This is a genomic window from Streptomyces sp. NPDC051219, from assembly GCF_040682335.1.
In the GTDB taxonomy this organism is placed as follows: Bacteria; Actinomycetota; Actinomycetes; order Streptomycetales; family Streptomycetaceae; genus Streptomyces.
Map to the genome: position 1 here is coordinate 112,973 of NZ_JBFBAS010000003.1, position 19,542 is coordinate 132,514.

Here is a 19,542-nt window from a genome sequence, read left to right on the forward strand (position 1 = left end):
GCGCAGGCGGATCGTCCCCAGGCGGCGGCGCAGGCGGATCGTCCCCAGGCGGCGGCGCAGGCGGATCGTCCCCAGGCGGCGGCGCAGGCGGATCGTCCCCAGGCGGCGGCGCAGGCGGATCGTCCTTCTTCTTGTTCCCGTCCCCGTCTTCGTTCCTCTTCTTGTCCCGGTCCTCGTCCTTGTCCTCGTTATCCGGGGATTCCTCCAGCGATCCGGAAGAGGGCGGCGGCAGGACTGGGAACTCCGAACCCGGGGTTTGGCCCTTCGGGGGAGGAACCTCGTGGTCACCGCGGCCCAGATGGTCTCCGCTCGGGCGCTCGAACCAGCCCTTGCGGTCCTGGTCGAACATCGTGACGGTCTTCATCGGCTTCTCTGCGGGTGCGACCGCGACGAGGCTGGAGGGCCGGAACGACGACCACTGGCGGCCGGTGTACTTCTGCTTGCCCTCGACCGCGACGGGCGGGCTCAGCGGGTTGCCGCAAGCGCAGCGGACACGCGGCACAGCGCGGTCGTCGACCAGGACGGCCGTACCGGCCTGCAGAATCGCCTGATTACTGGTGGCCGCCTTGTCCTTGTACCCGTGGTTGGTCACTCGGGTGTCCCAGCTCAGCCGGACGGGCGTCAGTGACCGCAGATGAGAGGGGATGTCCGCCTGCTGGATACCCGAGGCGCCGGCGAAGGCCTTCCCCTTGTCCTTGTTCTCCGTGAGGAACTTGATCTGCTTCTCGACGTCGCAGCTCGCGACGTTCCGCGTGCCCCCGTACAGGCCCGGGTGAGCACCGTTGACCTGAAGAGTGCGCGTGCCGTTCCCGCCGGTCTTCGCCGTACCGGGGGTTGGGGTGCCCTCGGCCTGTCTGGCCGTAGAGGGGGTGAACGGATCGGGCCCGGCGGCCGCGGCGGCCTGAAGGAAGATCTCTCCGCCACCTTTGCTTCCCCCGCCCATGACGGTGAAGGCGACAATCACCGCCGTCACCACGACCACAGCAGTACTGGCGCTCACCAGAGTCCTGCGGGCCCGCCACCAGGACGACGGCCCTTCGCCGCGCCCACCCGGCTCATCCGGTTCGTCTATGACGGTCGGCGGCCCGGGAGGCCCCTGTGGTGGGGGTGGGGGCGCCGGCGGGGGTGCCACCTGCTCATCTGTCGGACGGCCGGACAGCGGACCGGACGGAGGGCCGGTGGGGCGCTCGGACGGAGGAGGTATGGAACTCACGACACTCTCCCCCAGACATAGGGAATCGGGAAGATGATGTTTAGTCTCATTTGCTCGCTCCTAATAGCCAGTATGGACTCCCTCCGTGGAGGCATGAATCGTGGAAATTCGCCTGCCGTGAGAAAGGGTGCAGAGTCCCACGAAGCGCACCGCCCGGGCTGTTCCGGACGATGCGGGTAGGCCAGCTGCACGAGCCGGGTCTCCAGTAAGCCCCGGCCCTCGGATCGCGTCATGCCGCTGCTTTTCGGGACTTGACAGACGGAAGGCCCGGCCGGGAACCGGCCGGGCCTTCGTCGTTCTCCGTCTCGGCTTCCGATGCCGTTGCCGGCTCAACCGGCCGCGTGCCCTGCGACCGAGTACCCCGCAGGCGCCCACTGTGAAGCCGGCGGAGATGGCAGTGGTGGATGCGTCATGGGCGCTCTCGGCCGGCTCGGTGGCTCCACCGCCCGGGCCCCGCCGACCGGCCTCGTTATGGGGCACGCCGGGGTGAGCCGTGCGCCGACCGCGCCCCGGCCGGCGCGGTCACGGTGTTCGGGCGGGCGTGGTCAGAGCAGCGGCGCTCAGCACGATCCGCGCCGCCGACATACCGGGCCCGGTGAGCGGTGCCGGGATCATCCGGTGTCCGCGGTTGTTCCGCAGGAGGTCGGCCTCCTGGTAGCGGCGGCACCCCGCGTGCCAGATCAGGATGCCGGCCATCCAGTTCCGGAGCTCCTCCACATAGCCGTCCAGGACTCGGCGGGCATCCTGGTCCAGGTCGAAGTCGTCGTACAGGACGGGGAGTTCGTTGGCGGCGACATGCTGGAACTGCCGCATCCGCGACTTCATCAGGTCGTCGACGACGGAGAGCGCGGTGGGATAGTCGCAGTTGAAGAAGTTCTGCACGACCAGGACGCAGTTGTGGACCTCGCCCTCGAACTCGATCTCCTTCTGGTACGAGAAGGTGTCGTTCAGCAGAGCGGCGTAGTCGGCAGCGGCGTTCTCCAGGGACTGCATGGGCCCGCTCGCATAGATCGCGGGCGGGACCCGACGGCCGTGGGCCAGCCGGGACAGGCTCATCGTGAGATCGGAGCCGAAGGTCATCCGGCGCATCTCGATGTAGTCGACAGGGTCGGGGATGCGGTTCTGGGCCTGGTTCGCGAGCTCCCACAACCAGCTTTCGGTCATGTCCTCGACGGCGGTACGGAAGGTACGCCGGGCGTCCAGGTCCATGGGGCCCGCCGTACGGGCCCAGAGATCGGCCAGACCACGCTCCAGCGCGGTCGTCGGTACGGCGGTCGGGACGCAGTCGAGCGGCATGAACTCCGACAGCCGTTCGTTGCACGCCTTCGCGCCCGCCAGGTTCCGCGCATGCCCGTAGACGGCGGGAAAGTAGTCGTCGCCGTACGTGCCCCAGGTCAGCCATCCCGACGTCAGGTCCAGTTCCTCGGCCGTCGCGTCCGGGTGGATGCCGGCGGAACAGAGAGGAAGATCGTACGCGATGAGCTTCTGCTCGTCCCACACGTCCTCGAGCATTCCCATCCGGTGGGCCCACTCGACGATGTTGGTACGTGCCGTCTCGAGGAACGGGCTGAGCGTGGTGGCGAAAGGCATGTCGAAGTCGGGCAGCCGGGACGGGCCCACCTTCTGGAAGGGGACGTGGGTGTAGCTGCGGAACCGGGCGGGGGCACCCGCACCGATGCTCTTGGCGATGTCGGCGGCAGAGGTGCCGAGTCCCACCGGCACCATCGAGAACGACGTCCCGCCGGCCGGGGCGGCCCCGCCGCCGTTCATATAGCGACTGGAGCGCATGTGCCATTGATGGCCGCCGGACTGCCAGTCCTGCAGCCCCTTCACGTACGCGAGGGTCGCGGCGGCGCTCTGCGGGTCGACCGCCTTCTCGGCGAAGAGCGGGCCGAGTTCCGTGAAGACCGTGCTCTCGAACTGCTGGAGGCGGGAGGTCAGCAGGTCGTTGACGGCATCCGCGGCCTCCTGCGTCGTACAGCCCAGGAAGGTTTCCAGCACGAGCACGCCGTTGCTGAGTTCTCCCTCGTCCTCGACCTCCCGCTGGTAGGAGAACAGATCGTTGCGCAGGTGCACACCATCGGAGAACGTGTCCCTGAGGACCCTGAGCGGCCGGGACTCCGCGATCGCGTCGGGGACTTCGGCACCGGCCGCGAATTCCACCAGCCCGGCCGACCACGGCGCGCCGCCCACCTTGCGGCGCATCTCGATGTACTCGACGGGGTTAGCGATCCGGCCGGCATTGATGTTCGACAGTTCCCAGAGGGATTCGTTGAGCAGGTTCTTCGTGCTCTCGGCGAACCGCTCCCGCCAGGCCATGGACATACTGGGGACCGTACGGGTCCACAGGTCGGCCAGGCCCGCCTCGACCGGATTGGCCGGCTCCGGGATCTCGGCTCCGAGATTCATCGGCATGAAGAGGGGCAGCCGGTCCAGATAGGCTTTGCCGCCCTCCCGGTCCTGGGTTCGCTTGAAGATCTCCAAGAAGTGGTCGTCGAAGAAGAAAACCCACACATACCAGTCGGTCACCAGGGAAAGCTCGGGCCCGCCGCAGTCGGGGTGGGTGTAGGAGCACAGCAGCGCATAGTCGTGGGACTCGAGGTCGCTCTCCTCCCAGATCCCCGACCCCTCGAGCATCCCCATCTCACGGGCCCATTTCCTGGTGTGCTCCCGCGCCTCCTCAAGATGCGGATTGAGCCGCGCCGGATACGGCATATAGAAATCCGGCAATTCAAAAGGCTGAGTCACTGAGCCGCCCCTCCTGACAACCACCACCCGGTCGGCCCAGCACTACCCCCGGCCACCTGCGGCTACCCGCCGCGCAAAACAGTCATATAAACGGGATCATCGAGGGATGGACATCACGATTCGGCTTGCCCAGCAGCCCGACGCCGACGCACTGCTCGGCCGCAGTCCACTGGCCGCTCTGGTGGGAATGCTGCTGGATCAGCAGGTCCCCATGGAGTGGGCGTTCTCCGGCCCGTACACCATCGCCCAGCGCATGGGCGGCGACGATCTCGACGCACACCGGATCTCCACTGCGGACCCCGAGGCGTTCGCCGCGCTGCTGTCGGAGAAGCCCGCCGTGCACCGCTATCCGGGCTCGATGGCCAAGCGCGTACAGCAGCTGTGCCAGTACCTCGTCGAGCACTACGACGGCGACGCGCGTGCGGTGTGGGAAGGCGTCACGAGTGGCAAGGAGCTGTTGGAGCGGCTGAAGGCGCTCCCCGGCTTCGGGCAGCAGAAGGCGCAGATCTTCCTGGCACTGCTCGGCAAACAGTTCGGCGTACAGCCCCGCGGGTGGCGCGAGGCGGCCGGACCGTACGGTGAGCAGGGCTCGTACCGCTCGGCGGCGGACATCACGGGCCCCGAGTCGCTGGCCAAGGTCCGGGCGTACAAGCAGGAGGCGAAGCAGGCGGCCAAGGCCGCGAAGAGCGCAAGGGGCACCCTCTGATGGAAGAGTCTTACGGTGGACTGTGCTTGGGCAGGTCGCAGGGCATGAAGACAGAACTCACGAGCACCACCTCCAGCAAGGTCAACTCCGCGCTGCTGGCTGCCCGCAGGTCCATGGGCAGCCCCACCATGGGCATGGTGCTCACCCTGGTCGTGGTCACCGACGAGGAGAACGCGTACGACGCGGTCAAGGCCGCCACCGACGCCTCCCGCGAGCATCCCTGCCGCATTCTCGCCGTCATCAAACGCCCCGCCCGAAGCCATCAGCGGCGGCACGAAACCAGGCTCGACGCCGAACTCCGCGTCGGTGCGGACGCCGGCACCGGCGAGGTCGTGCTGCTGCGGCTGCACGGCGAACTCATCGAGCACGCCGGCTCGGTGGTCCTCCCGCTCCTGCTGCCGGATGCACCCGTCGTGGCCTGGTGGCCGGTGGACGCGCCGGCCCACGTGGCCCTGGACGAGATCGGCACGCTCGCGCAGCGCCGGATCACCGACGCGTACGCCGTCGAAGACCCGCTCGCCGAGCTCCGGCTCCGCGCCACCTCCTACGCCCCCGGCGACACCGACCTGTCCTGGACCCGGCTCACCCCGTGGCGCTCACTGCTGGCCGCCGCCCTCGACCAGAAGCCGGCGAAGGTGACCGGCGCGGTCGTGGAGAGCGAGGAGGGGAACCCGAGTGCCGAACTGCTGGCGCGGTGGCTGGCGGACCGACTCGTCGTACCGGTCGAGCGGGTCGTCACGGACGGTCCGGTCATCACGTGCGTGCGGATGCTGACGGAGGACGGCGAAATCCGGCTCGACCGGCCGTACGGTGCGCTCGCCACTCTCGGCGTGCCCGGCAGGCCCGACCGCGGGGTCGCCCTCAAGATCCGTACCACCGCCGAGCTGATCGCGGAGGAGATGCGCCGGCTCGACGCGGACGAGGTCTACGCTTCGGCGTTGCGCTCACGCCAGGCGGAGCTGTTGACGTAGTGGTTGTCGAACCGCTCGGCGGAGTCCTTGATGTCCTGGACGTCGGCCCGGCCGTCGTGCGCCCGGCCGAGCAGCCGGTGCGCGGTGTGGCAGGTGAGCGCTGCGCCCGTGATGTCCGTGTCGGCAAGCAGCGTGATCAGGCTGCCGGGGGCGTCGGTGAGGCCCCGGCAGCATCGGTGCGGGTCAGGACCGCCTTCGTCTTCGTGTTCATGAGCACGAATCTACGAGTCCGGGCGACCGGCCGCAGGTGCTTCCCCGGCCCGGAAGTCCGGTCGATTCAGCGCCTGCGGCGGGCGGTGCCGAAGATCGACCGGGAGATCTCCCGTCCCAGCTGGGTCCCGATCGAGCGGGCCAGCGACTTGAACACACCGCTGCCCGCGATCTGCTCGGCAAGCGAGTCGTCCCGTTTCTGCGCCGCCCTGCCCGGCCTTCCCGCCCGGCCTTCCGCCTTCGCCTGCTCGGCCCGCTCGGCCCGCTCGGCCTCCTCGGCGGCCCGCACGGCGGCGGCCTCGGCCGCCTGCTGCTCGGCGCTGAGCTTCTCGTATGCCGATTCGCGGTCGAGGGCTGTCGCATACCGGGAGTGGAGCGGCGAACCCTTGACCGCCCGGTCGAGTGCCGCGGTGTCGATCGGTCCCATGAGCGACTGCGGGGCACGCAGCCGGGTCGCCGCGACCGGAGTGGGGGCACCCCTTTCACTCAATACGGTGATGACCGCCTCGCCGGTACCGAGCTGGGTGAGCAGCTCCTCGAGGTCGTACTCCGAGTCCGGGAAGGTCTTCACGGTCGCCTTCAGCGCCTTGGCGTCGTCCGGGGTGAAGGCGCGCAGCGCGTGCTGGACCCGGTTGCCCAGCTGGGCCAGCACATCCCCGGGGACGTCCTTCGGAGTCTGGGTGACGAAGAAGATGCCGACGCCCTTGGAGCGGATCAGCCGCACGGTCTGGGTGAGGGACTGCAGGAACGCCTTGGACGCGCCGTTGAACAGCAGATGCGCCTCGTCGAAGAAGAACACCAGCTTGGGCCGGTCCAGGTCGCCCACCTCGGGCAGGTCGTGGAAGAGATCCGCAAGCAGCCACATCAGAAAGGTGGAGAAGAGCTGCGGCTTGTCCTGCACGGCGGCCAGCTCCAGCACGGATACCAGGCCACCCCCGTCCGGGCGGATCTGCAGGAAGTCACCCGTGTCGAACTCGGGCTCACCGAAGAAGGAGCCGGCACCCTGCTGCTCGAAGGCGGTCAGCGCCCTGAGGATGACGCCGGCGGTGACCGTGGACAGACCGCCGATCCCCTTGAGTTCGGCCCTGCCCTCGTCCGAGACGAGGAAGGCTACGACGGCCCTCAGGTCCTTGAGGTCGATGAGTTCGAGCCCCTTGGAGTCGGCGTAGTGGAAGATCAGTCCGAGCGACTGCTCCTGCGTCCGGTTGAGCTCCAGCACCTTCGACATCAGGACCGGCCCAAAGCTGGTGACGGTCGCGCGCACGGGGATGCCGGGGCCGATGCCGCCGAGCGAGTAGAACTCGCACGGGTATCCGGTCCCCTCCCACTCCTGGGCGACATCTCCGGCTCGTTCCCGGATCCTGTCGTTGGCCTCTCCTGGAGCGGAGATTCCGGACACATCACCCTTGATGTCGGCGAGGAAGACCGGCACTCCGTTGGCCGACAGCTGCTCGGCGATCAGCTGCAGCGTCTTGGTCTTCCCGGTACCGGTGGCGCCCGCGACAAGGCCGTGACGGTTGAGCATGCCCAGCGGGATACGGATCCGGTTCTCCGGCAGACACGCGCCCTCCCAGAGCAGGGCACCCAGGTCGAGCGCGGCACCACTGAAGGCGTAACCCTGGGCGATCTCGGCCGCAGGGCTGGCGGAGGGCGTGGTTCCACTCATGTCTCACTCCCATATAGGCGTTGTTTGCCACTTTTGCACCGCGCCGTCATGGCTGCGCCCGGAGGCGCTTGACCGGTAGGCTCTCCGTGTGATCTTCAAGCGCATCGGAAACGGGCGGCCCTACCCCGACCATGGCCGGGAAAGCACCCGGCAGTGGGCGGACGTCGCGCCGCGCCCGGTCCGGCTCGACCAGTTGGTGACGACCAAGGGGCAGCTGGACCTCGAGACGCTGCTCGCAGAGGACTCGACCTTCTACGGGGACCTGTTCGCCCACGTCGTGAAGTGGCAGGGCGACCTGTACCTCGAGGACGGCCTGCACCGGGCCGTGCGCGCGGCCCTGCAACAGCGCCAGGTGCTGCACGCTCGCGTGCTCGACCTGGGCTGAGGGGCCCGAAGGGGCCGACCGGCCCAGCCGACACGCTGCGCGTTGAGCCTTTCGGTCGGATCGGCCTTCAATCATTGATCATTTAGTAGGCATTGCCAGCGGGCCGCACTACGCTGCGCCCATGAGCATGCTCACTCCCCCCGGCATGGGCGGAAAGTACCGCATCACGGGCGACAAGTACCCGCGGATGCGCCGCCCCCGACGCCGACTCGCTGCCGCCGTGACCGGATCGGCCCTCGCGGTCGGGCTGATCGGCTGGGGAACGTCGCAGCTCATTGACGTGTTCACGGGCAACGGCACCAGGTCGGCCACGGTCGCCAAGGCCGCGTGCAAGCCCTCCAAGGCCTCCCCGGCGCCCCTGCCTGCGCGGTCGCTGCCCCGACCGGCCCAGATCAAGGTCAACGTCTACAACGCAACCCCTCGCAGCGGCCTGGCCAAGGCGGCGGCCGAGGAGCTGAAGAAGCGAGGCTTCGCCGTCGGCCAGGTGGGCAACGCGCCCGAGTTGTACGACAAGAAGGTCGCCGGGACCGGAATGCTGCTGGGTCCCCCGCAGGCCACCCAGGGCGCCTTCGCCGTACTGGGTGCGCAGCTGGCCGGAGCTCAGCAGAAGACGGACGCGCGGGAGACCGAGGACGTCGACCTGATCCTGGGCACGGCGTTCAAGGAGCTCAGCAAGAAGGAGGACGCCGACCGGGCCCTGGCCGCACTGGCCAACCCCGCTCCGGCGTCCTCCCCGAAGTGCTGAGAAACGATTCCGCCCGCAGTCGGAGCGGGGATCGAAGCGGGGACTAGACAGCGGTCCCGTACATGCGGTCTCCGGCGTCACCGAGGCCGGGCACGATGTAGCCGTGCTCGTTGAGCCGCTCGTCCACAGCAGCGGTCACCACAGTCACCGGCGTGCCGGCCAGCTCGCGCTCCATGAGCTCGACGCCCTCGGGAGCCGCCAGCAGGACCACGGCGGTGACATCGTCTGCGCCGCGCTTGATCAGCTCTTGGATCGCGGCGACCAGTGTGCCGCCGGTGGCCAGCATCGGGTCCAGGACGTAGACCTGACGGCCGGAGAGGTCCTCCGGCATGCGCGTCGCGTACGTGGAGGCCTCGAGGGTCTCCTCGTTGCGGATCATGCCCAGGAAGCCCACCTCGGCGGTCGGCAGCAGCCGCATCATGCCGTCGAGCATGCCCAGGCCCGCGCGCAGGATCGGCACGACGAGCGGCCGCGGGTGCGAGAGCTTCACGCCCGTCGTCGGCGTGACCGGGGTCTCGATGTCGACCTGTTCGGTGCGCACATCCCTGGTGGCCTCGTACGCGAGCAGGGTGACCAGCTCGTCGGCGAGGCGCCGGAAGGTCGGGGAGTCGGTGCGCTTGTCGCGCAGTGTGGTGAGTTTGTGCGCCACCAGCGGGTGGTCGACGACATGGATCCGCATGGACACCACAGTAACCGGGCTCCAGGGCACCCCGCTCTGGCATCAAACCCGCTGTTCGGGGGAAGCTGGGGTCGTACGGACCCATGCCTTGGGGTGGTGTGACCGATGCCGGACCGGGAGCAGGAGCAGCAGGCTCTGCAGGAGACTGAGTCGGAGCGCCGAGCGCGCCGGGCCAAGTTCCTCCGGGAGCTGAACGAGGCCAAGGAGCTGCGCGACCGCGTGCAGCCGAGGCGGGCCAGGGCCGCGCGGATGCGCCAGCAGATGCGCATGCGCACCTTCCGGTGGTGAGCCGACTACGGCGAATCTCACAGGACTGTGCCCGACGCACGCGCGAAGACCTCTCGCAGAGCCGTCGTTTCTGCCACGATTCCGAGTGGGCGGGGCGCAGAGCAGCGGAACAGCTGCTTCTACCTCTCCCACCTCCGGCCGGGGGGACCCCCAACCGGCACGCCTATGACCAGTGGGAGAGTCACGGTGTACTTCGCCGCACTGCTCGCGCGCACCGAAGACGGGTGGGAAGCGAGCGACACAGAGCTCGACGACGTCGAGACGTTGTCCGATCTGACCGACCTGGCCCGTGAGGCCACGGCCGACGAGGACACCGTGCTCGTCTTCATCGAGCAGGAAGACGCATGGTTCGGCATCGTCCGGGTGGACGGCGAGGAGGACCCTCGCATCTACCTCTCGGACGCGGCCGCCGCTGCCCGCAGTTCGTACGGGGAGATCCTGCTCACCGACGAACTGCTCGGGCGGGAGCCCGGGGCCGGCGAGGACTTGGACGCCCTCGAAGAGCTCGTGGACCTCGACGGCACGGAGGACGGTGAACCGGACGAAGAGGTCGACGAGTCGGACGAGGAGTCCGTCGTCTCCGGCGAGACGGTTCCGTCCGGCCCCCTCGGTGACCGCCAGATCCTCACCGACCTCGGAATGTCCGAAAAGGAGCTGCTGTCCCTCGGCACCGAAGCGCTCAGCGACATCGCCGAAGCGCTGGGAGCCGCCGAGGTCCTGGAGACCGTCCGCTAGTGACCTGGCCCGACCCTGTACATGACCCGTGGCAGGCGCCCATGCGCCTGGCGCTGGACGAGGCGGCGCGCGCGGCGAAGGCCGGCGATGTGCCGGTCGGCGCCGTCGTGCTGGCCCCGGACGGCTCGCTGCTCGCGGCGGGCCACAACGAACGCGAGGTGACGGGCGACCCGACGGCACATGCGGAGGTGCTGGCGATACGCCGGGCCGCCACGGCCGTCGGGGAGTGGCGGCTGAGCGGATGCACACTCGTGGTCACCCTGGAGCCCTGCACGATGTGCGCGGGCGCACTCGTGCAGTCCCGGGTGGAGCGGGTGGTCTACGGCGCGCCGGACGAGAAGGCGGGCGCTGCCGGCTCCCTCTGGGACGTGGTTCGCGACCGCCGGCTCAACCACCGTCCGGAGGTCGTGCGCGGCGTGCTGGAGGCGGAGTGCTCCGCGCAGCTCACCGCGTTCTTCCGGGACCGCTGAGGCTGCGAGGGGCGGCGCGGGGACACGGATTTCGGAGCACGGCCCCGCGTGGGCTAAGCTCTCTCTCGGTAGCGTGTCCGAGCGGCCTAAGGAGCACGCCTCGAAAGCGTGTGAGGGGGCAACTCCTCCGTGGGTTCAAATCCCACCGCTACCGCTCTCAGCAGTACGGACAACGGCCCCGATCCCGCACGGATCGGGGCCGTTGTCGTGCCCGGCGCCGGCACTGGTCTCATGTGACCGGGCAGCGGGGGCTTTTGGGAGACCCTGCAGGGCAGGTGGGCGGTCGAACAGGACCGGATAGACTCACGCGACTTCGCATGGGGCGACCGGTCAGGGGAGGCCGTACGGATGGTGCAGACGAAGAAGCTCGCGTTGTACGCCGTCGTGGTCTTCGTGCTGTACACGATCATCACCTCCCCCGCCCAGGCCGCGGACTTCGTCCAGATAGGGTTCGAGGGCATTTCGAGCGCCGCGCAGGGTGTCGGGGAGTTCATGACCGAGCTGGTGCGCTGAGCCGGAGTGCAGCGCCGGCGCGCTGATCCTACGGTCCATAAGGAGTCCCCACCTTGATCCGCCATCTGGTCCTCTTCAAGCTCGACGAGGGCGTCGCGCGCGACGAGCCCCGCGTCGCCGCCGCTGCCCAGGCCTTCGAGGAGCTCGGCGGCATCGTCCCGGAGCTGGAGTTCTGGGAATGCGGCTGGAACATCACCGACCGGCCCATCGCGTACGACTTCGCGATCAACTCCGCCGTCCGGGACGCCGAGGCGCTGAAGCGCTACATCGAACACCCGGCCCATCAGGCGGCCGCCGGACAGTGGCGCGAGTTCGCCACATGGGTGATCGCCGACTACGAGTTCTGAGCCGCCGCCGGCACCTGCCCCTCACCCGTCGGGTGAGGGGCTTTTTGCTGCTCATCCGCACAACACGGTGTTATGCGGTGCTTGCACACAGTGCACATGTCTTGTGATGCTATGACCGCTTTTGACGGATGAGTTGACTGAGTTTGACCGACTGAGTTTGACCACGAAGGGGTGGCGTGACCTTGCCGGCCAGTACTGCGCCTCAAGCGCCGCCCCAGGAAGAGGCTCCGGTCAGAAGCAGGGGCGCTGACACCCGGGCGCTGACGCAGGTCCTCTTCGGCGAGCTGAAGGACCTGGAGCGAGGCACTCCGGAGCACGCCCGGGTGCGCGGAGCGCTGATCGAGGCCAACCTGCCGCTGGTGCGCTACGCCGCCGCCCGCTTCCGCAGCCGGAACGAGCCCATGGAGGACGTCGTCCAGGTCGGCACCATCGGCCTCATCAACGCGATCGACCGCTTCGACCCCGAGCGCGGAGTGCAGTTCCCGACCTTCGCGATGCCCACCGTCGTCGGCGAGATCAAGCGGTACTTCCGGGACAACGTCCGCACCGTGCATGTGCCCCGGCGGTTGCACGAGCTCTGGGTCCAGGTGAACGGCGCCACCGAGGACCTGACAACCGCTCACGGCCGCACACCCACCACCGCGGAGATCGCGGAGCGGCTGCGGATCACTGAGGAGGAGGTCCTCGCCTGCATCGAGGCCGGCCGCTCGTACCACGCGACCTCCCTGGAGGCGGCGCAGGAGGGTGACGGGCTGCCAGGACTGCTGGACAGGCTGGGTTACGAGGATCCGGCGCTGGCCGGAGTGGAGCACCGGGACCTCGTACGGCACCTGCTCGTACAACTGCCCGAGCGGGAGCAGCGGATCCTGCTGCTGCGGTACTACAGCAATCTGACGCAATCGCAGATCAGTGCCGAACTCGGCGTCTCGCAAATGCACGTATCGAGGTTGCTGGCCAGAAGCTTCGCGCGGCTCAGATCCGCAAATCGGATCGAGGCGTAGCCGGAACGAGTGGAGCCGGTTTTCCGCTGTTCCCGACAGAAATCGCCCAGACCCCCTCGTTCCTGCGCAGATATGTCGACTTGGCGCTACAGCGTGTTGCCGACATGTGACATTCTGCTGGAACCGCGTTTGCCGCAGCTTCTCCTCCGGTATTCAGGTGGGGGCTGCGTTCCTCCGATGGGCGCGCCCGACGCGACCGTCCGCGACCTCAAGGGGGTGGCATGTCCGTAGAACAGGGCAGCTCGAAGGTGCTCACGCTCACGAAGAGCGCACCCGACGTGCTCCGCACCAGCTCGGAAGCCATCGACACCCGCACCCTGTCCCGCTCCCTGTTCCTGCGGCTTCGCGTGCTGGACGCGGAAGCGACGGACAGCCCTGAGCGGACCTACGTACGGGACACGCTCATCGAGCTCAACCTGCCGCTGGTGCGGTATGCCGCCGCCCGCTTCCGCAGCCGGAACGAGCCGATGGAGGACATCGTCCAGGTCGGCACCATCGGCCTGATCAAGGCGATCGACCGCTTCGACTGCGAACGTGGTGTGGAGTTCCCGACGTTCGCCATGCCGACCGTCGTGGGCGAGATCAAGCGCTTCTTCCGCGACACCTCGTGGTCCGTGCGGGTACCGCGCCGGCTCCAGGAGCTGCGGCTCGCGCTGACCAAGGCGAGCGACGAGCTGGCCCAGAAGCTGGACCGGTCGCCGACCGTCCCCGAACTCGCCGCCGTACTGGGCGTGTCGGAGGAGGATGTCGTCGACGGCCTGGCGGTGGGCAACGCCTACACGGCGTCCTCGCTCGACTCGCCCTCACCCGAGGACGACGGCGGTGAGGGTTCACTGGCGGACCGGCTGGGATACGAGGACACGGCGCTGGAAGGTGTCGAGTACCGCGAGTCGCTCAAGCCGCTGCTGGCCAAACTCCCGCCACGGGAGCGCCAGATCATCATGCTTCGCTTCTTCGCGAACATGACCCAGTCGCAGATCGGCGAGGAGGTCGGTATCTCGCAGATGCACGTCTCGCGACTGCTCACCCGTACGCTCGCGCAGCTCAGGGAAGGGCTGATCGCCGACTGATCCGGTGGTCGCGCGGGCGGGGTTCCGCATTGACGCCCCGTCAGCCAGACTGGCGCGATGCGACGTCTATCCGTGAACGGCCGCCGGGGCGTGGTGATCGGCGCCTTGGCGGCCGCCCTGTTCCTGGGCGGCCTGGCGGCGGGCTTCAGCGGTGAGGGACAGGACGGCTTCCTGGCGCTGGGCGGCGGACCTGAGCGCGCGCCCACGAAGGCCGTACCGCCCAGGGGTGAGGTCGAGCTTGTGCCGCTGGACGGCAACCGCACGTCCTCGACCTCGTCCCCGAAGCCCGCGCCCGGTTCACCGGGGGGCTCGGGCGGTATTTCGGCCGGGACTTCGGCCGGGGCGTCGTGGGGGTCCGCGAGTGGCGCGCCGCCGGGAACCGGTGGCGGAGGCCCGGAGGACGCGTCCGGCGCCCCCGCGCTGCCGGGCACCCCGTCCGGCACCTCGTCGGGCGGCAGGACGGAAGGCGGTACGTCCACCGGTACGGGAGGCGGCAGCACCGGCGGCGGTACGGGAGGCGGCGGCTCGTCCGGAGGCAGCGCACCCACGGCCCCCGGGACCAGGCCGCCGGCCAAGCCCGCCCAACCGCCGGGACCTGCCGTACTGACGCTCGGGGCGCCGGTGCGTGCGACGGCGGACAGGCGGTGGTGCGAGCAGGTGACCGTGGAGTTCCGCAACACCGGCGGCTCACCGGTACGTTCGGGCACGGTCACCTTCGGGACGCACATCATCGGGGCGCTGGGCGTGGACTGGGCGACCGTCGAATCGGCTCAGCCGCTGCCCGCGCCGATCGCGGCGGGGGCGCGGACGACGAAGACGTACACGGTCTGCGTGGACGCCTGGCGGGTGCCGCTGGGCATGCACATCGAGACGCAGGACGTCTCCGCCGACTGGCGGTAGCCGGGCCCGGACAGGGCCTAGAGCGCGAGCCAGGCCACCGCGGCGAGCACCGCCAGTACGGCGACGACGCCGAGAATCAGGCCGACACGCGGGCCCGCCTGCGCAGCCGCCTGCGGTCGCTGCGGCTCACCTTCGTCGACGAAGGCGCGGAACATCTGAGTGCTGCCTGCCGGGTCGTGGGAGCCGGGGCCTTGGGGGGTGTGGGGGTTGTGTGCCATGGGGCAGGACCCTAGCGAACCTGCCCGCCCGGCCCAACCCCCGGGTTGCGTAAGGCCGTCGGCGTAGTTGGCCTGGCACAGGTGAAGCCTTTTGGGTTCTTTTACCACCGGAAGCCCGGTTTTAATTTGCCTGTAGCAACCAACCGCTTCTATGGTTGCCCTAAGCAACAAGACCCCCCGGGAGGGACTGGGCCATGGCCGAACAGAGCCAGTACGCCGAACTGGTCCGGCAGGTCAGCGCTGTCGGAGTGGTGAAGCGCGGACTGTCCCGGATGCTGCCCGCCGAATGCCCGGCCGGGCCGGCGGCGGTCCTGCACCTGCTCGACCGGCATGGCGAGATGCAGTTGATCCGGCTGGCCGAACTGCTCGCCATCGACACATCGGTCACCAGCAGGCACGTCAGCCATGTCGCCGAGCGTGGCTGGATCGAACGGTCCACGGACCCCTGCGACCGGCGCTCCCGCATCCTCCGGCTGACCCCCGCGGGCAAGGAACTGCTCGACAGGCTCGCCGAGCACTGCACGGACGCGCTCGCCCGCGCCCTCGACGACTGGTCCGACGACGACGTCGGACAGCTGAACGCGATGCTTGCCCGGCTGCGCGGCAGCTTCTCCGGCCCGGGGCCCGGCCCGCGTCATCCGGAAGTGACCCGTACACCCGCGTAAGCCGTAAGCAAGGACAAGGAACTCCATGGCTTCGACCACACCGTCCGGTGTGCGAGGCGGCCACGCCGGACCCGGGACCCACCCGGCCCCCGACGGCACGCCGATGACTCACCGGCAGATCATGGAGGCGCTGTCCGGGCTGATGCTCGGCATGTTCGTCGCGATCCTCTCGTCGACGATCGTCTCCAACGCCCTTCCGGAGATCATCTCCGACCTCGGCGGCGGCCAGTCCGCGTACACGTGGGTCGTCACCGCCACCCTGCTGTCGATGACCGCCACCACTCCGCTCTGGGGCAAGCTCGCCGACCTCTTCAGCAAGAAGCTGCTGGTCCAGATATCCCTGGTGATCTACGTCCTGGGATCGGTCGTCGCCGGCCTCTCGCAGGACACCGGCATGCTGATCGCCTGCCGTGTGGTCCAGGGCATCGGCGTCGGCGGCCTCTCCGCCCTTGCCCAGATCGTGATGGCCGCGATGATCTCCCCACGCGAGCGCGGCCGTTACAGCGGCTACCTCGGCGCGGTGTTCGCCGTAGCGACCGTCGGCGGCCCGCTCCTGGGCGGGGCCATCACCGACACCGACCGGCTGGGCTGGCGCTGGTGCTTCTACGTGGGCGTGCCCTTCGCCGTCCTCGCGCTGATCGTGCTGCAGAAGACGCTGAAGCTGCCGGTGGTGAAGCGGGACGTCAAGGTCGACTGGACCGGCGCGTTCTTCGTCAGCGCCGCCGTATCGCTGCTGCTGATCTGGGTGACGCTCGCCGGTGACTCGTACGACTGGATGTCGTGGCAGACGTACGCCATGGTCGGCGGGTCGGTGCTGCTCGGCCTGGGCTTCGTGTACGTCGAGTCGAGGGCGAGCGAGCCGATCATCCCGCTGCGGCTCTTCCGCAATAAGACGATCACCCTGGCCTCGCTCGCCTCGCTCTTCGTGGGTATCGCGATGTTCGCGGGCACGGTTTTCTTCAGCCAGTACTTCCAGCTGGCCCGCGGCAAGTCGCCGACCATGTCCGGAGTCATGACCATCCCGATGATCGGCGGGCTCTTCGTCTCATCCACGGTCTCGGGTCTGGTGATCACCCGGACCGGCCGGTGGAAGATCTGGCTGGTTGCGGGCGGCGCGCTGGTCACGGCGGGCATGGGGCTGCTGGGCACGATCCGCTACGACACCGCGTACTGGCACATCGCCGTCTACATGGCGGTCGTGGGCCTCGGCGTAGGCATGATGATGCAGAACCTCGTCCTGGCCACCCAGAATCAGGTGGCCCCCGAGGATCTCGGCGCGGCCAGCTCCGTCGTCACCTTCTTCCGCTCGCTCGGCGGTGCGATCGGAGTCTCGGCGCTGGGCGCGGTGCTCGGCAACCGCGTCACCCAGTACGTCAGGGACGGGCTGGCCGAACTCGGCCCGCGGGGTGCGGCGATGGGCCACGGCGGGACCGCCGGCGGTGCCATCCCGGACCTCGACCGGCTGCCGCCGCCGATCCGTACGGTAATCGAGAGCGCTTACGGGCACGGCGTGGCCGACGTGTTCCTCTACGCGGCGCCATCCGCGCTGCTCGCGTTTCTGCTGGCCCTCTTCATCAGGGAGGTCACACTCAGCACCAAGCCGGGCGGCGACCGCGCGCCCGCGCTGGGGCAGGGCACGGAGAACGCGCCGGCGCGACACACGGCGGACACGGCGGCGCCGGCCGCCCGGGGCGGGGCGCTGCCGTAGGGTGCGGCGCATGGCCGCCAATATCGCCTCCAACACGTCCGTGGACAGGGACCCGTTGCTGGAGTTCGTACGCCCCAGACACCGGGCGGTCCTGCTGACGACCCGTGCCGACGGCGGCCCGCAGGGCTCCCCGGTGACGTGCGGCGTCGACGACTCGGGTCGGATCGTGGTCTCGACGTACCCCGAGCGTGCCAAGACCCGGAACGCGAAACGTGAACCCCGGGTGAGCGTGATCGTGCTCTCCGACGAGTGGGACGGCCCGTGGGTCCAGATCGACGGCACGGCGGAGGTCGTCGACGCCCCGGAGTCGGTGGAGCCGCTGGTCGAGTACTACCGCAACATCGCGGGCGAGCACCCTGACTGGGACGAGTACCGGGAGGCGATGGCGCGGCAGAACAAGTCGGTCATCCGCATCACGCCGGTGAGATGGGGGCCGGTGTCCAAGGGGGGTTTCCCGGCCCGGCTCGCCCCCTAGAGCCGGGCTCGCCCCCTGGCCGGGGGCGTCTTCCGGGTCATTCGGGCCGGGAAGCCCTCAGCGCTCGCGCTTGGCTTCGATGCCCGCGATCAGCAGGTCCAAGGCGAAACGGAAGTCCCGCTCCCGCATCTCCTCCAACGTGTCGCCGCCGCGCGCCTCCATCAGGTCCGCCGACTCCTGGAAGGTCTCGCGCAGGCCCGGCTCTTCGCCGATCGTGCCCAACACGCGGCGGAAGAAGTCGTCCTGGCTGATCCCCGCCGCCGCGCAGCGCTGCGCGAAGCGGCCCTCCACCGCGCCGAACCCGTACACGAACTGGAAGACCGCCGCGAGCGCGCCGGTCTGGCCGTGCAAGGGCAGGCCGGTCCGGCGCATGACGCGCTGGACCGCGGTCGAGAACGCCATCGAGTGCGGGCCGACGTTGAGATATTCGCCGATGAGCGGGGAGACCCACGGATGCCGTACGAGCAGGCGTCGGTATCCGGTGGCAAGGGCACGTAGCTGGTCCCGCCAGTCCGCGTCGTCGCCCTCCCCCGGGAGTGGCACCTCACCCATGACCGCGTCGAGGGCGAGTTCCAGGAGGTCGTCCTTGGTGTCGACGTACCAGTAGACGGACATCGCCGTGACGCCGAGTTTCGCGGCGAGCCGACGCATGGAGAACTTGGCCAGCCCCTCCGCGTCGAGCAGCAGGACAGTGGCCGCGGTGATCTTGTTACGGTCGAGTCCGGCCGGCTGCTCGGCCCTGCGCTTGGGCGCCGCCTTGCCCTCCAGCCACACGCTGGTCCGCGCGAGCTCCTTCGCGCGATCGGCCGCAGTCGCCATGGCGCACCCTCCTTGTCCCGTCGTCGTCCGGGCCGAGCGGGCTGGAATGCCATAGTCCGCTCTGCCTGATGCTATGCCGCCACTACCGTGAGTCTGCCCGCTCGGCGCGGTGCAGCAGCACCGCGGCGAGCAGCCCGCCCGCGAGCACGGCCACCGCGCCCACCAACTGACTGGCCTCCACTCCGGAGGCGAAGGCGTCCGTGATTCGTCGGCGTTCCTCGCTGCCGTCCGCGGCGGCGAGCGCGGCCGGCAACGACGCCGAACCCACGGCCACGGGTACGAGCGCGGCGAAGCGGGAGTTCAGTACCGCGCCGAGGACCGCGACTCCGAGGCCGTTGCCGAATTCGGCGAGGGTGCCATTGATGCCGGCGCCGACGCCCGCCTTCTCCGGCGGGATCGCGCTCATGATCGCGTACGCCATGGCCGGATTGGCGATGGCGCAGCCCGCGCCCATCAGCACCAGGCCGAGCAGCGCGCCGCCGTACCCGCCGGAGGACAGGACCGCGACGGCGGAGAGTCCGCCGGAGAGCAGCGCCATGCCCAGGGCGACGGAGACGGGCGTGCCGAGCCGCTTGGTCCAGCGGGCTGCGAGGCCAGTGAAGTTGAGCGCACAACCCTGCTGGATCTGCTCGCGGCAGAGCCGGACCTTGTCGCCGACCGGCCCGGACAGACGCTGATCGGCGACAAGAACTACTTCGGCCGGGACTTCGAACATCAACTGGTCGAGCAGGGCATTCGGCTGCTGCGGCCAGCCCGCAAGGGCGAGCCGGAACGGCCCGGCGCACCGCTGTTCAAACCGTTGCGGCAGGTCATTGAGTCCGTCAACGAAACCTTCAAGGGCCAGCTCAATCTCGAGCAGCACCGCGGACGCACACCCGGCGGGGTCATCGCCCGTGTCATGCAGCGGATCCTCGCACTGACCGCCGCGATCTGGCACAACGACCACACCGGGCAGCCCATCCTGGGCTCACTGGCCGCCTACGATCACTGACCCCTTGGAATCGATCATC

General features: G+C 69.2%; 20 protein-coding genes, 1 tRNA gene and 3 pseudogenes. 17 read left to right on the forward strand and 7 right to left on the reverse strand.

Features of this window, described 5'->3' with window-relative positions; translation table 11 throughout:
- Positions 1-1,000 (reverse strand): DUF6777 domain-containing protein (locus tag AB0M62_RS05455; RefSeq protein ID WP_366072800.1); only part of this gene is annotated, 1,000 nt, incomplete at its 3' end.
- Positions 1,001-1,735: 735 nt separating this feature from the next.
- On the reverse strand, positions 1,736-3,961 hold the full coding sequence (locus tag AB0M62_RS05460; RefSeq protein ID WP_366072801.1) for a family 2 encapsulin nanocompartment cargo protein terpene cyclase: 2,226 nt from the start codon (positions 3,959-3,961) through the stop codon (positions 1,736-1,738).
- Positions 3,962-4,067: 106 nt separating this feature from the next.
- Between AB0M62_RS05460 and AB0M62_RS05465 the strand changes: the two genes are divergently transcribed.
- Positions 4,068-4,667: an HhH-GPD-type base excision DNA repair protein gene (locus AB0M62_RS05465; RefSeq protein WP_366072802.1), complete on the forward strand. Its 600-nt coding sequence runs from the start codon at positions 4,068-4,070 to the stop codon at positions 4,665-4,667.
- A 44-nt stretch (positions 4,668-4,711) separates the two neighbouring features.
- On the forward strand, positions 4,712-5,638 hold the full coding sequence (opcA, locus tag AB0M62_RS05470) for a glucose-6-phosphate dehydrogenase assembly protein OpcA (RefSeq protein ID WP_366072803.1): 927 nt from the start codon (positions 4,712-4,714) through the stop codon (positions 5,636-5,638).
- Between the two features lie 277 nt (positions 5,639-5,915).
- On the opposite strand, the gene AB0M62_RS05475 is transcribed toward opcA, so the two are convergent.
- Positions 5,916-7,514, reverse strand: a complete 1,599-nt coding sequence (locus tag AB0M62_RS05475) for a helicase HerA-like domain-containing protein (protein WP_366072804.1) — start codon at positions 7,512-7,514, stop codon at positions 5,916-5,918.
- 88 nt (positions 7,515-7,602) lie between these two features.
- Here AB0M62_RS05475 and AB0M62_RS05480 point away from each other — a divergent pair, with 88 nt between their 5' ends.
- Both AB0M62_RS05480 and AB0M62_RS05485 read left to right on the forward strand, forming a co-directional pair.
- Positions 7,603-7,899, forward strand: a complete 297-nt coding sequence (locus tag AB0M62_RS05480; RefSeq protein ID WP_096626547.1) for a type II toxin-antitoxin system VapB family antitoxin — start codon at positions 7,603-7,605, stop codon at positions 7,897-7,899.
- A gap of 121 nt (positions 7,900-8,020) precedes the next feature.
- A complete protein-coding gene (locus tag AB0M62_RS05485) occupies positions 8,021-8,644 on the forward strand; it encodes a LytR C-terminal domain-containing protein (protein ID WP_366072805.1) in 624 nt (207 codons plus the stop codon).
- Positions 8,645-8,687: 43 nt separating this feature from the next.
- On the opposite strand, the gene upp is transcribed toward AB0M62_RS05485, so the two are convergent.
- Positions 8,688-9,323, reverse strand: coding sequence for a uracil phosphoribosyltransferase (upp, locus tag AB0M62_RS05490; RefSeq protein ID WP_366072806.1), 636 nt, complete (start codon positions 9,321-9,323; stop codon positions 8,688-8,690).
- A 105-nt stretch (positions 9,324-9,428) separates the two neighbouring features.
- Between upp and AB0M62_RS05495 the strand changes: the two genes are divergently transcribed.
- From AB0M62_RS05495 to AB0M62_RS05535, 9 genes are all read left to right on the forward strand, one after another.
- Positions 9,429-9,611, forward strand: coding sequence for a hypothetical protein (locus AB0M62_RS05495; protein WP_366072807.1), 183 nt, complete (start codon positions 9,429-9,431; stop codon positions 9,609-9,611).
- 186 nt (positions 9,612-9,797) lie between these two features.
- Positions 9,798-10,346 (forward strand): hypothetical protein, encoded by a 549-nt coding sequence (locus AB0M62_RS05500; RefSeq protein ID WP_366073060.1) that lies wholly within the window; start codon positions 9,798-9,800, stop codon positions 10,344-10,346.
- A 41-nt stretch (positions 10,347-10,387) separates the two neighbouring features.
- The gene (tadA, locus tag AB0M62_RS05505) at positions 10,388-10,816 is read left to right on the forward strand and encodes a tRNA adenosine(34) deaminase TadA (protein WP_366073061.1); all 429 of its coding nucleotides are present in this window, start codon (positions 10,388-10,390) and stop codon (positions 10,814-10,816) included.
- A gap of 67 nt (positions 10,817-10,883) precedes the next feature.
- Positions 10,884-10,970, forward strand: a tRNA-Ser gene (locus tag AB0M62_RS05510).
- A 194-nt stretch (positions 10,971-11,164) separates the two neighbouring features.
- A complete protein-coding gene (locus tag AB0M62_RS05515; RefSeq protein ID WP_254370833.1) occupies positions 11,165-11,329 on the forward strand; it encodes a hypothetical protein in 165 nt (54 codons plus the stop codon).
- Positions 11,330-11,382: 53 nt separating this feature from the next.
- Positions 11,383-11,676, forward strand: coding sequence for a Dabb family protein (locus AB0M62_RS05520; RefSeq protein WP_366072808.1), 294 nt, complete (start codon positions 11,383-11,385; stop codon positions 11,674-11,676).
- 182 nt (positions 11,677-11,858) lie between these two features.
- Positions 11,859-12,677, forward strand: a complete 819-nt coding sequence (locus tag AB0M62_RS05525; RefSeq protein ID WP_366072809.1) for an RNA polymerase sigma factor SigF — start codon at positions 11,859-11,861, stop codon at positions 12,675-12,677.
- A 221-nt stretch (positions 12,678-12,898) separates the two neighbouring features.
- Positions 12,899-13,747, forward strand: coding sequence for an RNA polymerase sigma factor SigF (locus tag AB0M62_RS05530; protein WP_366072810.1), 849 nt, complete (start codon positions 12,899-12,901; stop codon positions 13,745-13,747).
- A gap of 57 nt (positions 13,748-13,804) precedes the next feature.
- Positions 13,805-14,647, forward strand: coding sequence for a hypothetical protein (locus AB0M62_RS05535; protein ID WP_366072811.1), 843 nt, complete (start codon positions 13,805-13,807; stop codon positions 14,645-14,647).
- A 17-nt stretch (positions 14,648-14,664) separates the two neighbouring features.
- On the opposite strand, the gene AB0M62_RS05540 is transcribed toward AB0M62_RS05535, so the two are convergent.
- Complete coding sequence (locus tag AB0M62_RS05540; RefSeq protein ID WP_366072812.1) at positions 14,665-14,865, reverse strand: hypothetical protein; 201 nt, start codon at positions 14,863-14,865, stop codon at positions 14,665-14,667.
- A 194-nt stretch (positions 14,866-15,059) separates the two neighbouring features.
- Between AB0M62_RS05540 and AB0M62_RS05545 the strand changes: the two genes are divergently transcribed.
- The 3 genes and pseudogenes from AB0M62_RS05545 to AB0M62_RS05555 all read left to right on the forward strand — a co-directional run bounded on the left by AB0M62_RS05545 (position 15,060) and on the right by AB0M62_RS05555 (position 17,713).
- Positions 15,060-15,530: a MarR family winged helix-turn-helix transcriptional regulator gene (locus AB0M62_RS05545; RefSeq protein WP_366072813.1), complete on the forward strand. Its 471-nt coding sequence runs from the start codon at positions 15,060-15,062 to the stop codon at positions 15,528-15,530.
- Positions 15,531-15,555: 25 nt separating this feature from the next.
- Positions 15,556-17,154 (forward strand): annotated as a pseudogene (locus AB0M62_RS05550) (MDR family MFS transporter); the annotation flags it as partial.
- 94 nt (positions 17,155-17,248) lie between these two features.
- Positions 17,249-17,713: a PPOX class F420-dependent oxidoreductase gene (locus tag AB0M62_RS05555; protein ID WP_366072814.1), complete on the forward strand. Its 465-nt coding sequence runs from the start codon at positions 17,249-17,251 to the stop codon at positions 17,711-17,713.
- Between the two features lie 57 nt (positions 17,714-17,770).
- On the opposite strand, the gene AB0M62_RS05560 is transcribed toward AB0M62_RS05555, so the two are convergent.
- Positions 17,771-18,532 carry a TetR/AcrR family transcriptional regulator C-terminal domain-containing protein gene (locus AB0M62_RS05560; protein WP_366072815.1) on the reverse strand — a complete coding sequence of 254 codons (762 nt, stop codon included), beginning with the start codon at positions 18,530-18,532 and terminating at the stop codon, positions 17,771-17,773.
- An 82-nt stretch (positions 18,533-18,614) separates the two neighbouring features.
- Positions 18,615-19,142, reverse strand: a pseudogene (locus AB0M62_RS05565) (MFS transporter); the annotation flags it as partial.
- Between AB0M62_RS05565 and AB0M62_RS05570 the strand changes: the two are divergent.
- A pseudogene (locus tag AB0M62_RS05570) lies at positions 19,137-19,523 on the forward strand (IS982 family transposase); the annotation flags it as partial. The pseudogenes AB0M62_RS05565 and AB0M62_RS05570 sit on opposite strands and share 6 nt — an antisense overlap.
- Between the last annotated feature and the right edge of the window lie 19 nt (positions 19,524-19,542).